16 protein-coding genes are annotated in these 13,863 nt (G+C 43.8%); 13 read left to right on the forward strand and 3 right to left on the reverse strand.

Translation table 11 applies throughout. The features are described from left to right. Window positions 1-28 precede the first annotated feature (28 nt). Genes lepA through pdxJ form a run of 6 tightly spaced genes read left to right on the forward strand, consistent with a single transcriptional unit; the run spans window position 29 to window position 5,849 of the window. A complete protein-coding gene (gene lepA, locus HRU23_01620) occupies window positions 29-1,819 on the forward strand; it encodes an elongation factor 4 (protein ID NRA52818.1) in 1,791 nt (596 codons plus the stop codon). Window positions 1,820-1,822: 3 nt separating this feature from the next. After that, window positions 1,823-2,734, forward strand: coding sequence for a signal peptidase I (gene lepB / locus HRU23_01625; protein NRA52819.1), 912 nt, complete (start codon window positions 1,823-1,825; stop codon window positions 2,732-2,734). Further along, the gene (gene rnc / locus HRU23_01630) at window positions 2,735-3,418 is read left to right on the forward strand and encodes a ribonuclease III (protein ID NRA52820.1); all 684 of its coding nucleotides are present in this window, start codon (window positions 2,735-2,737) and stop codon (window positions 3,416-3,418) included. Continuing rightward, window positions 3,405-4,319: a GTPase Era gene (gene era, locus HRU23_01635; GenBank protein NRA52821.1), complete on the forward strand. Its 915-nt coding sequence runs from the start codon at window positions 3,405-3,407 to the stop codon at window positions 4,317-4,319. The genes rnc and era overlap by 14 nt, the downstream gene beginning before the upstream one ends. Window positions 4,320-4,369: 50 nt before the next feature. Continuing rightward, complete coding sequence (gene recO / locus HRU23_01640; protein ID NRA52822.1) at window positions 4,370-5,092, forward strand: DNA repair protein RecO; 723 nt, start codon at window positions 4,370-4,372, stop codon at window positions 5,090-5,092. A 13-nt stretch (window positions 5,093-5,105) separates the two neighbouring features. Then, window positions 5,106-5,849: a pyridoxine 5'-phosphate synthase gene (gene pdxJ, locus HRU23_01645; GenBank protein NRA52823.1), complete on the forward strand. Its 744-nt coding sequence runs from the start codon at window positions 5,106-5,108 to the stop codon at window positions 5,847-5,849. A gap of 52 nt (window positions 5,850-5,901) precedes the next feature. Here pdxJ and HRU23_01650 read toward each other — a convergent pair whose 3' ends face one another. Further along, complete coding sequence (locus HRU23_01650; GenBank protein NRA52824.1) at window positions 5,902-6,738, reverse strand: DUF3530 family protein; 837 nt, start codon at window positions 6,736-6,738, stop codon at window positions 5,902-5,904. 138 nt (window positions 6,739-6,876) lie between these two features. Further along, on the reverse strand, window positions 6,877-7,530 hold the full coding sequence (rluA, locus tag HRU23_01655; GenBank protein NRA52825.1) for a bifunctional tRNA pseudouridine(32) synthase/23S rRNA pseudouridine(746) synthase RluA: 654 nt from the start codon (window positions 7,528-7,530) through the stop codon (window positions 6,877-6,879). Window positions 7,531-7,656: 126 nt separating this feature from the next. Here rluA and HRU23_01660 point away from each other — a divergent pair, with 126 nt between their 5' ends. The 7 genes from HRU23_01660 to rplI all read left to right on the forward strand — a co-directional run bounded on the left by HRU23_01660 (window position 7,657) and on the right by rplI (window position 13,401). Beyond that, window positions 7,657-8,298 carry a sel1 repeat family protein gene (locus HRU23_01660; GenBank protein ID NRA52826.1) on the forward strand — a complete coding sequence of 214 codons (642 nt, stop codon included), beginning with the start codon at window positions 7,657-7,659 and terminating at the stop codon, window positions 8,296-8,298. A gap of 122 nt (window positions 8,299-8,420) precedes the next feature. Next, window positions 8,421-10,844, forward strand: a complete 2,424-nt coding sequence (gene rnr, locus HRU23_01665; protein NRA52827.1) for a ribonuclease R — start codon at window positions 8,421-8,423, stop codon at window positions 10,842-10,844. A gap of 41 nt (window positions 10,845-10,885) precedes the next feature. Next, window positions 10,886-11,623, forward strand: coding sequence for a 23S rRNA (guanosine(2251)-2'-O)-methyltransferase RlmB (gene rlmB / locus HRU23_01670; GenBank protein NRA52828.1), 738 nt, complete (start codon window positions 10,886-10,888; stop codon window positions 11,621-11,623). A gap of 329 nt (window positions 11,624-11,952) precedes the next feature. Then, the gene (gene rpsF / locus HRU23_01675; protein NRA52829.1) at window positions 11,953-12,348 is read left to right on the forward strand and encodes a 30S ribosomal protein S6; all 396 of its coding nucleotides are present in this window, start codon (window positions 11,953-11,955) and stop codon (window positions 12,346-12,348) included. A gap of 25 nt (window positions 12,349-12,373) precedes the next feature. Further along, window positions 12,374-12,682 (forward strand): primosomal replication protein N, encoded by a 309-nt coding sequence (priB, locus tag HRU23_01680; protein NRA52830.1) that lies wholly within the window; start codon window positions 12,374-12,376, stop codon window positions 12,680-12,682. 11 nt (window positions 12,683-12,693) lie between these two features. Continuing rightward, window positions 12,694-12,921 (forward strand): 30S ribosomal protein S18, encoded by a 228-nt coding sequence (gene rpsR / locus HRU23_01685; GenBank protein ID NRA52831.1) that lies wholly within the window; start codon window positions 12,694-12,696, stop codon window positions 12,919-12,921. 30 nt (window positions 12,922-12,951) lie between these two features. Further along, window positions 12,952-13,401 carry a 50S ribosomal protein L9 gene (gene rplI, locus HRU23_01690; protein NRA52832.1) on the forward strand — a complete coding sequence of 150 codons (450 nt, stop codon included), beginning with the start codon at window positions 12,952-12,954 and terminating at the stop codon, window positions 13,399-13,401. Between the two features lie 84 nt (window positions 13,402-13,485). Here rplI and HRU23_01695 read toward each other — a convergent pair whose 3' ends face one another. Further along, window positions 13,486-13,854, reverse strand: coding sequence for a CBS domain-containing protein (locus HRU23_01695; protein NRA52833.1), 369 nt, complete (start codon window positions 13,852-13,854; stop codon window positions 13,486-13,488). Between the last annotated feature and the right edge of the window lie 9 nt (window positions 13,855-13,863).

A 13,863-nucleotide genomic window follows, 5' to 3' on the forward strand; every position in this document is an offset into this window, starting at 1 on the left:
CACTATCTTTTAGGTTGGCTACACATTAATGAAGAACATACGTAATTTCTCAATTATAGCCCATATTGACCATGGTAAATCTACCTTATCGGATCGGTTGATTCAGTTTTGTGGTGGTTTGTCGGATCGTGAGATGGAATCCCAAGTTCTTGATTCAATGGATATCGAGCGCGAGCGTGGTATCACGATTAAATCGCAAAGTGTATCGTTAGATTATAACGCCAAAGACGGTGAAACTTACCACCTTAACTTCATCGATACCCCTGGTCACGTTGATTTCACTTATGAAGTTTCACGTTCACTAGCGGCGTGTGAAGGTGCATTGCTTGTTGTTGATGCGGCACAGGGCGTTGAAGCACAAACACTGGCCAATTGTTACACCGCACTGGAAATGGATTTAGAAGTTGTTCCTGTGCTCAATAAAATTGATTTGCCGTCAGCAGATCCTGAAGCCGCTTCTGAAGAAATAGAAGACTTGGTTGGCATTGAAGCAATTGAAGCTGTGCGTTGTTCGGCTAAAACCGGTTTAGGCATTCAAGATGTTTTAGAAGAAATTGTTAGCAAGATGCCGGCACCCGTCGGTGATGTTGATGCGCCGCTGCAAGCACTGATTATTGATTCGTGGTTTGATAACTACCAAGGCGTTGTTTCTTTAGTAAGAATCAAGCATGGCAAAGTTAAAGTCGGCGATAAAATGAAAGTGATGTCAACTGGTGATATTCATCAGATTGACAAAGTAGGGGTGTTTACGCCAAAGCAAACTGAAACTGGCGCCTTAAGCGCGGGCGAAGTAGGTTATATCATTGCTGGCATTAAAGAAATTCATGGCGCGCCCGTTGGTGATACTCTCACGTTGGCCCGTAACTCGGCCGCCGAACCATTACCTGGTTTTAAGCGAGCAACTCCGCAGGTTTATGCCGGTTTATTTCCGATTAGTTCAGATGATTACGAAAACTTCCGCGATGCCTTAAATAAGCTAAGCCTAAACGATGCCTCGCTGCAATTTGAGCCAGAAAGCTCTAGTGCGTTAGGTTTTGGTTTCCGGATTGGTTTCTTGGGCATGTTGCACATGGAAATCATTCAAGAGCGGTTAGAACGAGAGTACGATCTTGATTTAATCACGACGGCGCCAACAGTAAATTATGAAGTTATCACCACTTCAGGTGAAACTATCCAGGTTGCTAATCCATCTGATTTGCCGCCGGTGCAAAATATTGAAGAAATTCGCGAACCTGTGGTTGAAGCCAATATCTTAGTCCCGCAAGAATACTTGGGCGCAGTTATCACGTTATGTATTGAAAAGCGTGGTGTGCAAACAAACTTGGTCTATCACGGCAAGCAGGTCGCAGTAACCTACGAATTGCCAATGGCTGAAGTAGTATTGGACTTTTTCGATCGACTAAAATCGACTTCACGTGGTTACGCGTCACTTGATTATAACTTCAAGCATTTTCAAACATCGAACATGGTTCGAGTTGATATGTTGATTAACGGTGAGCGTGTTGATGCGTTAGCTATGATCACGCACCGTGACAATGCTCAGCGTCGTGGCCGTGCTGTGGTTGAAAAAATGAAAGAACTTATTCCCCGTCAAATGTTCGATATCGCGATTCAGTCAGCGATTGGTGGTCAAATTATTGCCCGAACCAACATTAAAGCATTACGTAAAGACGTGACCGCAAAATGTTATGGTGGTGATATTAGCCGTAAGAAAAAGCTACTTCAAAAGCAAAAAGCCGGTAAAAAGCGAATGAAGTCAGTGGGTAATGTTGAATTGCCGCAAGAAGCATTCTTGGCCGTATTGAAAGTCGGAGAGTAATTAATGGCAGCCTATTTTGAATTGTTTTTAGTCTTAGCTACCGCATTTACCGGGGTAGTCTGGGCGATAGATCATTTTGTTTATTTACCTAAGCGTAAGGCCGCTGTTGCTGGTTTGCCAAGCGATATTGAGCAAGAAGCTAAAGACAAAGTATTGCTCGAGTCGATATTAGTAGAAAACTGTCGCGGTATTTTTCCGGTGATTGGTTTTGTGTTGGTATTACGGTCATTTATCTACGAACCTTTTCAAATTCCGTCGGGCTCAATGATGCCAACTTTATTGGTTGGTGATTTTATTTTGGTTGAAAAGTTTGCTTATGGCATTAAATTGCCGGTGTTACGTAAAACCGTCATCGAAACGGGCAAGCCACAGCGTGGCGACTCGGTCGTTTTTAAATATCCACCGCAGCCACAGGTCGATTACATTAAGCGAGTAATCGGTTTACCCGGTGATACGGTGTTATATCGTAATAAAAAGATTTATATTAAGCAGGCGTGTCAAGCAGGCGTTAGCCCTTGTCCAATTTTTGAAGAAGTGGCATTAGATATTGTTGATCAAGGTGATTTTTTCCAAGGTAATTATCCGCTCACAGAAGCGTCTGAAGACCTCTTAGGCATTAATCACCATATCTTATTTAATCCAGCATTTGCTGGACGCCCAGAACAGTATTATCGTCAAGACGGTACCCGTCAAGGCGAGTGGATTGTACCACCGGGTCAGTATTTTGTAATGGGAGACAATCGAGACAATAGTTTAGATAGTCGCTATTGGGGTTTTGTGCCTGAGCAAAATATGGTCGGTAAAGCAGTATTTATTTGGACCAGTTTTGAGTTTGCCAACGGTAGTGATAGTTGGTTACCGAGCTGGATTCCATCAACAGTACGTACAGAACGTATAGGTAAAATTGGTCAGTAGATGAATCAAATAGCAGTTGATAAGCTAGAACGTAAAATAGGTTACAGTTTTAGCAATAGAGAATATTTAGTGCAAGCACTAACGCACCGTAGCATGGGAGGCGCGCATTACGAGCGGCTCGAGTTTTTAGGTGATTCGTTATTAGGCATGTTTATTGCTGAAGCACTTTTTGATCAGTTTCCAAAATCATCGGAAGGTGACCTTAGTCGCATGCGTGCGACCTTGGTTCGCGGCCAAACGTTGGCTGAAATAGCGCGTGAATTCGAACTTGGTGATCATTTGCGTCTTGGGCCCGGTGAGTTAAAAAGCGGTGGCTTTCGTCGCGATTCAATTTTAGCCGATGCGGTAGAAGCTATTATTGCCGCGGTCTATATCGACCGTGATATGGAGGCGTGTAAAACATTAGTTTTACGCTGGTATCAAGGACGTTTGCAACAAATTGAGCCTGGTAATAACCAGAAAGATCCGAAAACCCAATTACAGGAATGGCTGCAAGGCCGCCGTTTACCTTTGCCTGTTTATGAAGTATTGGAAGTTACGGGTCAAGCGCATAACCAAAAATTCACCATGTCTTGTCAGGTCGAAGGTGTTGAACAACAGCTTGTTGGCAGTGGCACATCACGTCGTAAAGCTGAGCAAGACGCAGCGCAAAAAACGCTGGAGATAATTCATGCAACAAAATGATCAAGAAACCTACTGTGGTTTTATCGCCATTATTGGCCGTCCTAATGTTGGTAAATCAACTTTACTGAACTACATTTTAGGGCAAAAAGTTAGTATTACATCGCGTAAGCCACAAACGACGCGTCACCGTGTTATGGGTATTGAGACTGAAGGTGCTTACCAGACCATCTATGTTGATACTCCAGGCTTGCACAGTGAAGAAAAGCGCGCGATTAACCGTTTAATGAATCGCGCAGCCGCTAGTTCAATTGGTAACGTTGAAATGGTGTTTTTCTTAGTTGAAGGCACTCAGTGGACTGGCGATGACGAAATGATCTTAAATAAATTACGTAAAAGCTGCCATGATACACCGGTAATTTGTGTGGTTAATAAAGAAGATAATGTTCAAATTCGTAGCGCGTTATTGCCACATTTAAAATGGCTTGGCGAGCAATATGATTTTGAACAAATCGTGCCTATTTCGGCTAAAAATGGCGATGGTGTACCACGCTTAACCAAATTAGCGCGCGGTGCTTTACAGCCGGGCCAGCATCATTTTCCAGAAGAATACATAACGGATCGTTCGCAGCGCTTTATGGCGTCAGAAATTATTCGCGAAAAGTTAATGCGTTTTACAGGTGATGAAATACCTTATTCGGTAACGGTTGAGATTGAAGCCTTTACGATGCAGCCAAATGGCGTGTTTAATGTCAGCGCTTTGATCTTGGTTGAGCGCGAAGGCCAAAAACGGATGATCATCGGTAAAAAAGGTGAAAAACTTAAGCAAATCGGCCGTGAAGCTCGTAAAGACATGGAAGAAATGTTTGACAATAAAGTCTTTCTTGAGCTGTGGGTTAAAGTGAGATCTGGCTGGGCTGATGATGAACGTGCGTTGCAAAGCTTAGGTTATGGCGACTTCTAATACGGCATATGGCGATGAATTATCTAGATAAAACATCGCCATCTATTCAGATGCCTAGTCGTCATTCAAAACACAGTGTTTCAGCATTAAGTGCCGCATATTTACTCCATACCCGTCCTCTGGGTGAAAATAGTCTAATAGTCGAATTAATTACCGAAACCCATGGTCGCATTGCGGCGGTAGCTAATGGCGCTAAGCGTAAAAATAGCGCGACCAAAAGTTTGTTGCAGCCGTTTCGACCCGTATTGGTTTCTTGGCGTGGTTTGGGCGATCTAAAAACCATTGTTCGCATTGAATCGCCAACCCTGTCCTTACCGCTTAAACGAGAGTTTCTCTATAGTGGCTTGTATCTCAATGAGCTGTTATTACGCTTACTTGGCAAAGAAGATCCTCAGCCGCAAGTTTATAGCAGTTATCACGCCACCCTGATGGCACTCGCTAAACAACAAGATATCGAGTCATCACTGCGGATGTTTGAGCTTTCGCTATTAGGCGAACTCGGCCATGGTTTTACCCTTACTTTCGACAATACGGGTCATCCGATCCAGCCCGATTGGCAATACCGTTATCACGCTGAACTTGGTTTAATGTCAAAAGTTGGTGGGAAATTTAGCGGTCAGCACCTTTTGGCTATTGCAAAGCATGATTTTTGTGACAAGATAACCAGAAATCAGGCTAAAGCGTTGACTCGTCAAGCCTTAGCGCCGTTGTTAGGCTCTAAACCATTATACAGCAGACAATTGTTTGCCCGTCGACCTATCCATAATATTTAATAAGGACCTTAGCGTGAACCCAATTTTTTTAGGCGTTAACATTGATCATATTGCGACTTTACGTCAAGCGCGTGGGACCACTTACCCAGATCCTGTTCATGCAGCGGCCGTCGCCGAGCTAGCGGGTGCCGACGGCATCACGATTCATTTACGTGAAGACCGTCGTCATATTCAAGATCGTGATGTTTATACTTTGGCTAAAACCCTGCAAACCAGAATGAATCTGGAGCTGGCGGTGACCGATGAAATGATCGCGATTGCATGTGACGTTAAGCCTGAATATGTCTGCTTAGTGCCTGAGAAGCGTGAAGAGCTAACAACTGAAGGCGGGCTTGATGTCGCAGGGCAACTAGACACCATGTTAGAAGCGGTAGCTGAGCTTAAAGCCGCAGGCATTAAGGTGTCACTGTTTATTGATGCTGACAAAACTCAAATAGATGCTGCAGTGACGGTTGGCGCGCCATATATTGAATTACATACTGGCTGTTATGCCGAGGCAACGACTGACAGCGAAATTAAGCGCGAGTTAGAGCGCATTCAAACCATGGCAACCTATGCGCATAGTCAAGGTTTGATCGTTAATGCTGGCCATGGTTTGCATTATCACAATGTGGAAGCAATTGCGGCTATTCCAGAAATTTATGAATTAAATATCGGTCATGCCATTATTGCCCGCGCTGCCATCGATGGCCTCGACAAAGCAGTACGCGATATACGTCAAAAGATGGTTCAAGCCCGCGTTATGGCGGCAACCTAACCAATAGTGTTAGCGCCAAGGACGGTGCAAGTTCAAGTCATAGAACAATTCTTTAGTTTAACCCTACCGCTTTTAGCCAACCGTAAACAGCTTTAACAACGTTGTGATTGGCGTATCGATCGCCGAGCTCTATTTGTCGATAACTGTGTTGTTTTTGTTTAATACTGAGTTTTTGTCGGTATGACATCTCAACGCTCAAGTTTTCTTGACGGTGATATACATCTAACATTTTAAGATCCAATTCGCTTATTTGAACGGAAAGCTGCTGATAATCTTGGGCATAGGAAGGTTGATCTTCGGGTGTTTTTGGCAGTATCAGTAAGGGTTTGCTATTGAGCATAATGAGTGCATTGGGCAATTGGATTTTCTGTTGCAGATAGGCCATCATTAGGTAACTTATTTGACTGCCTTGCGTGATGAGAATAATGCGACCGCCTATTTCCTCGGCGGCTTTAATCGCGGAGTTTAATCGTTCGTTGAACCGCTGTTGATAAGATAGCGGTTTCTGTTCCCCTCGAGACGAATAACGTGGCGGTGGCATTATTGCAATCGTGGTCCAGCCATGATCATTAAGCCCTATTCGAAGCAGGTTTATGGCTCCGCTGGCAGAGGGTAAGCCGTCTATTTCTGGTAACAAGATGGCAACACCACGCTCAGTCGCGGTTAAATATTGGCGTTGTAACGCCAAAAACTTGCCGTTCTCCAGACTCAGCCAGCGCACTTCGATAGCCTCGATGCTGCGGGATAAGTTAATCTCATTGGCGGGAGCTTGAGGCTCGGTAGCAGCAAGCACCATTTTGCCACACAATAAGATCGACCAAGCTGCTAGGGTCAGTACAACAAATTTAACTCTGCCATTTACCACTATTGCTCTACCTTGATTAGACATCCGTTATCTTTTTAGATTAGAACACTATTTATCAGCTCTAATCAGCCCATTTATCATCGCATTAATATAACCGCTATTCAGGTTAATATAATGCAATAAAGGGGCCGTCGGCTCAAGTTAGGGATTTAGCAAGGTGATTTAAAATGGGCAGGGCGCAACAAAGGTAATAGGTTGCTCGGTGCCAGGATGAGTGATTGTTAACTTGTGGGCATGCAGTTGCAACCGGTTTGCCATTGTAACCGCGGTTGGTTTACCATAAAAGCGATCACCCAATATTGGATGGTCTATTTGTTGCATATGTACTCGTAATTGATGAGACCGTCCAGTAATTGGCGTCAACTCTATCAGCGATGATTGTTCTTCACGTGATAATACCTGCCAATGCGTTAGTGACGGCTTGCCATCGTCATAGCAGACTTTTTGTAAGGGCCGGTTGGGCCAATCGCAAATCAGCGGTAAATCAACCTGACCGTTTTCACTGGACGGGTGGCCTAATACGCGGGCCAAATATGTCTTGCTGGTAGTACGTTGTTGAAATTGGCGTGAAATATGACTTTGCGCCGCTTTGGTTAATGCAAAGAGCATAATGCCAGAGGTATCCATGTCTAGCCGATGAACAACGACGGTGCTTGGTAAAACCCGCATTAACCGCGTGGTTACGCTGTCACGATGATGGAGTTCGCGACCGGGTACCGACAATAAACCACTGGGTTTGTTAATGACAATAATGTCATTATCAACATAGATAATTTCAAGCCAAGGGCTGGTAGGTGGGTTGTAGACAAAAGCCAAGGGGAACCTGCTAATTAAGAATGCAAAACACTATTGTATCATCAAAGTCCGATCACTAAAGTTGTACGATTAAAGTTTTGGCCAAATTTGACGATATATTAAAAGAGAGTAAATAACTGAGTCACTATGCGAAAGATAATAAATAATTACCTAGTCAGCCTAAGTTTGTTGACGCTAGTCGGTGTGTCGACTCCCACTTTAGCTGAGCTCGAAGACGGCGTAATTCAGCTCTATTCACAACGTGATTTACTAGGGCTGATTGCTAAAAATACCCACCTGCAGCGGGTGAAAGCCGACGACTGTCAGTTGGTTGAAGATATTAAAGCGCGAGCCGAAATAGTTAAGCTGCCCAGTTATCAATTCTTATACGGCGATATGCTTGCTTATGGTGTGTGTGTTGAGCGTGATGCAAAACACGGTATTTACCTGATGGAACAAAGTGCTCATCAAGGGTTAGTCGAAGCCATCGAACAATTAGGGCGCTATTATCATATTGGGCGATTCTTTCAGCAAGACAACCAGCGGGCGTTAAGGTATTTGTCTGAGGCGGCAGGCTTAGGCAATGTTAGGGCCCAGCTACGTTTGGTCGGGATGTTAGTGGATGGTGAAGGCAGTCCAGTTGATTATGAAGAGTCCTATCATTGGCTGCACAACTCGATTATCAGTGACGCTAAAAAACGTCAACAAGCTAAAAACTTGTTAAGTAAACTGGCGAAATTAATGCCGCAAAGAGTCATCGAACGCGCGAAACGACCGTTACTAAAATAGCGACGATTGTTGATGATAGTTCGAAAAGAAATCAATTAAAATCAAATTAGAGCGATTCATTTTTAGGCGGTGCTAGCGATACCTGTTATACTAGCGCCAATTATGATTAATAACGTTTAAAGATGTCTAATAAATTTAGCCCAGAGCAAGATCCACATTTTGCTCGTGAGCAGCAAAATTACGAAAAACCCATCGCCAGTCGTGAGCTTATTCTTCAATTGCTCAAAGATTCTGACGCCCCACTAAAGCGTGAACAAATTGCTCAAGCCTTTGAAATTGACGATCCTGATTCATTAGAAGGTCTGCGTCGTCGCCTGCGTGCGATGGAACGTGACGGTCAAGCGGTTTATATTCGCAACGGAAGCTACGGCTTGCCAGAGCGGATGGACCTAATGAAAGGCCGAATTATTGGTCACCGTGATGGTTTCGGTTTTTTCCGACCTGAAGAAGGCGGTAAAGATCTGTTTGTCGATCAAAAACAGATGCACGGCGTTTTGCATGGCGATATCGTGTTAGCACAAACTGGTGGTAATGACCGTCGTGGTAAGCGCGACGCTCGCATTGTCCGAGTTGTTGAACATGGTAAAACCGACTTTGTTGGTCGTTTCTTTGTTGATGGTGAGATTAATTTCGTTGTACCAGACGAGTCTCGGATTGCCCAAGATATTATCATTACCGACGGTAGCGTTAATGGCGCTCGTAATGGTCAGGTAGTTATCGTTCGGGTAACCAAACGACCATCACGTCATCAAAGCCCACTCGGTGAAGTCATTGAAGTGATGGGTGATGAAATGGACCCAGGCATGGAAATTGAGATGGCGTTACGCAATCATGATTTACCACACCAGTTCTCTGATGCCCTGTTAGCTGAAATTGCTGATCTTACCCCTGAAGTGCCTGAAAGCGCTAAAGCCGGTCGGGTCGATTTACGCGAGTTACCGCTAGTTACTATTGATGGCGAAGACGCACGCGATTTCGATGACGCTGTTTACTGTCGTCGTAAGAAGAGCGGTGGCTGGCGCTTATGGGTTGCCATTGCTGACGTTAGTAGCTACGTAAAAATGGGAACCGCGCTTGACGATGAAGCATTAGAACGTGGCAACTCAGTTTACTTCCCTGCGAACGTTATTCCAATGTTACCTGAAGTTCTGTCTAACGGCTTGTGTTCACTAAATCCACATGTCGACCGCTTATGTATGGTTTGTGAAATGACCGTGAGCGAGAAAGGCAACTTGTCGGGTTATAAGTTCTATCCGGCGGTCATGAACTCGCACGCTCGTTTCACCTATACCAAGGTTGCAGCTATTCTCGATGGCGATAAAGCCTTGTGTCAGGAATATGCGGCACAAGTTGGCGATTTAAAAGAGCTGCACAAGTTGTATACGGCATTAAATGCTCGTCGACTAGAACGCGGTGCTATTGCGTTTGAAACAACTGAAACTCAGTTTGTCTTTAATGAAAATCGTAAAATCGACAAAATTGTACCGTTAGTACGTAATGACGCGCATAAGATGATCGAAGAATGCATGATTTTAGCCAACGTTGCTTCAGCTAAATTTGTTGAGAAAAACGAAGGTGTTGCCTTGTATCGAGTACACGATACACCGGGTGATGACAAACTGACTAACTTCCGCGCTTTCCTTGGGGAATTGAGCTTGTCTCTGGGTGGTGGTGAGAAACCAACTCCGGCTGACTACAGCCAGTTACTCGACAAAGTCAAGGGACGTGATGACGCTGAACTGATTCAAATTATGCTGCTTCGTTCAATGAAACAAGCAGTATATGCACCTGAAAATGCAGGGCACTTTGGTTTAGCACTTGATCATTATAGTCACTTCACTTCGCCGATTCGCCGTTACCCTGATTTAATTTTACATCGTACGATTAAATCGTTGTTGGTAAAAACTAATGAGCTAGATGCCATCGAAGGTAAAAAGATTGGGGCTTACCCTTATCTTGCTGAGCAAGTATCTAACTTAGGTGAACATTGCTCAATGACCGAGCGCCGTGCTGATGATGCAACGCGTGATGTCGCTGATTGGCTTAAATGTGAATACATGCTTGATCATGTTGGTGACAGCTTTAAAGGTACCATCAGCACAGTGACCAGTTTTGGTTGTTTTGTGCGACTTGACGGTGTCAATATCGAAGGTCTATTACATATCAGCGCTTTGCCTGGTGATTATTATCATTTTGACGCCGCCAAAGCACGATTAGTGGCAGAGCACTCTAATGATACTTATCACATGGGTGATCGCATTGAAGTGCAAGTGGCTTCGGTTAATCTTGATGACAAGAAAATCGATTTAACCTTAGTTGCTTTCCAGGGCAATAAAAAACGTCTGCGCGGCAGCAACAAGCGCTCGGGTGATAAACCAAATCGCTCGAATAGCAGTAGTCGGAAAAAGACCTCAAACGATGACCTGAAATCAGGTTACAAGAGCGGTCATCAGCCGAGTGATAAGCCAGTTAAAAAGCGTAAACCGAGCAGACGCAAGTCAGGTCCGGGCGCTAAAGAAAAATCACGTCAGGGCAACAATGCCTAGTATTAAGACGTTTAATTAAAGAACAAGGTAGCAAACAGTAAATGAGTAAACACGATCTTCTATTTGGATTACATAGCGTTGAAGCAGTTTTAAATAACGAACCTGAACGTATTCTTGAAATTTTCGCCTTAAAAGGTCGCGAAGATCAACGAATGAACAAGGTGGTTAACGCTGCGCGTCGTAACGGCATAAGTGTTGCCTTTGTTGGTAAAAAAACCATGGACGATAAAGCCGATGGTGAGTCTCACCAGGGCATTATTGCTAACGTGCGTACCGCCAAGGTTAAAACCGAAGCAGATTTAGATGATATTATTGCCAACAATGATCAGCCGTTTTTATTGATCCTTGACGGTGTGACCGATCCGCATAACTTAGGTGCTTGTATCCGTAGTGCCGACGCTGCTGGCGTTCATGCGGTGATCGTACCGAAAGACAAATCAGCATCGTTAACACCGATAGTGCGTAAGGTTGCCTGTGGCGCCGCTGAGACTATGCCACTGATTCAAGTGACTAACTTAGCGCGTACTATGCGTGAAATCCAAGACAAAGGTGTCTGGATTATTGGCACGGCTGGTGAAGCGACATCGGGTCTGTTTGAAACCAAAATTAGCGGCTCAGTGGCTATTGTCATGGGCGCTGAAGGCAAAGGCATGCGTCGGTTAACTCGTGAGCATTGTGACGAGTTAGTATCACTGCCAATGGCTGGCAGCGTATCAAGCCTTAACGTTTCGGTAACGACCGGTATTTGTTTGTTTGAAGTGGTCCGTCAACGCGGATAATAATTTACAACAAATTATTACTAAAATGGTCGTTAACCTTTAGGTAACGACCATTTTTTTGTCCTCATTATTAGAAAATCCTGCGGTTAGCTTAAAATAATATTATTGCTCGTTATTGTTAATTCACCTCAGGTCAGTGCTTTGCGCGATTATATTTAATAATAAATCAATATTGCGGCCTACAAAGCGTTGATTGTGGTATTTCTCATTGCGAAATATTTTTTTCTGCTATATAATTTCGCCTCCAAAATCGGCTTCTCATTAGTTCCTTGCCCTATTACTGGTCTAGCCGAGCCACGTTGGGGCTAACAAACCGTAAGGAATAATAAATGCGTCATTACGAAATCGTATTTATGGTTCACCCTGATCAGAGTGAACAAGTACCTGCAATGATTGAGCGTTACACTGCTTCAATTAAAGATTCTGGTGGTCAAATCCACCGTCTAGAAGACTGGGGCCGTCGTCAGTTGGCTTACCCAATCGAAAAGCTTCACAAAGCTCACTACGTTCTTATGAACGTTGAAGCTGGTCAAGAAGTAATGGACGAGTTAGAGCATAACTTCCGTTACAACGATGCAGTGATCCGTAGCCTAGTACTTCGTACTAAAGCTGCAGTTACTGAAGCTTCTGACATTGCTAAGGCAAAAGAAGAACGTCGCGATTCAAAGCGTCGTGAAGCACCAGTTAGCGAAGAAGCTAAAAAAGAACAACCAGCAGCAGAGTAATCTGTAATAGGTAATTTGAAGATTGATGACTGAAAACTCAACGGTTATAAGTGGCACATTGTGCACCAGCCCGCGTCGTAAAGTCAGTCCCGCCGGTATTCCACATACATATCTTGTAATGGATCACCGTTCACAGCAGTTAGAAGCAGGTTTCCCTCGGGGGATCTATTGCAGAATGACTATTGTGTTAAGTGGAAAAGAGAATCAAAGCACCGTTACTAAGTTGGTTAAGGGCAGTAATATCAAGGCAAGTGGTTATCTTGTCTGGCATCAAGGCCGAAATGGCTCGCCAAAAATTGTATTACATGCTCATTCGATTGAATTGATGAATTAGGAGAAATCTCCATGGCACGTTTTTTTAGACGTCGTAAATTCTGCCGTTTCACAGCAGAAAATGTAGTAGAAATTGATTACAAAGATATCACTACTTTGAAAAATTATATCACTGAAAGTGGTAAAATCGTTCCTAGTCGTATCACTGGTACTCGCGCAAAATATCAGCGTCAGCTTGGCCGTGCTATTAAGCGCGCTCGTTACCTGGCTTTACTTCCATACACAGACTTACACCAGTAAGTCGGTTATTGAATTTTTAGGAGATAGGTAATGCAAGTTATTTTACTTGATAAGATTGCTAAGCTTGGTGGTTTAGGCGACAAGGTTTCTGTGAAATCTGGTTTCGCTCGTAACTTCCTTTTACCGCAAGGTAAAGCTGTTTTTGCAAGCAAAGAAAACATCGCTAAGTTCGAAGAACGTCGCGCTGAGTTAGAAGCTAAATTAGCTGCTAACCTAGCTGCTGCTCAAACCCGTGCTGAAAAAGTTGCTGCGTTATCAAACGTTGTAATTTCTTCTGTATCTGGTGACGAAGGTAAGCTATTCGGTTCTATCGGTACTCGTGATATCGCTGATGCAGTTTCTGCTGCTGGCGTTGAAGTTGTTAAGAGCGAAGTTCGTCTTTCTGAAGGCGCACTACGTCACACTGGCGAATTCGAAGTTGTACTTCATCTACACGCTGAAGTAAATGCAACTGTTACTATTGAAATCGTAGCTGAGTAATCTCTAGCTAATTTTTCAAAGTAAAAAAAAGCCGCTTAAGTAATTAAGCGGCTTTTTTGTGTCATAAATTTGATGTAATTGGGATTAACAGTCATTGGTTAGTTGATGTAAGACGAGCTCTTGATAACCAATCACCCCTAAGATCTCTTCTTTTTCTACCACAGGGGTATAATGCAGGTCGAAATTTTCGAATAATCGCGCGCAATAGCGAATATCCATTTGCGGCGGTACGCTGATCAGGGGTTTAGCCATTACTTCATAAATATTGACCCGTTCGGGCGCACGATCCTTGGCAATCACTTGCTTGGCAATATCTTGCAGAAGCAAGATGCCATAGGCGTCATGTGGGTCGCGTTTATTAACAATAATAACATCGCACTTTTCACGTTTCATTACCTCAATGGCTTCACGAATTGTCTGCATACCGTCCATTTTAATGAAACGATTGGTCATGACTTCAGA

This window comes from Gammaproteobacteria bacterium (assembly GCA_013214945.1).
Taxonomy (GTDB): Bacteria; Pseudomonadota; Gammaproteobacteria; order Enterobacterales; family Psychrobiaceae; genus Psychrobium.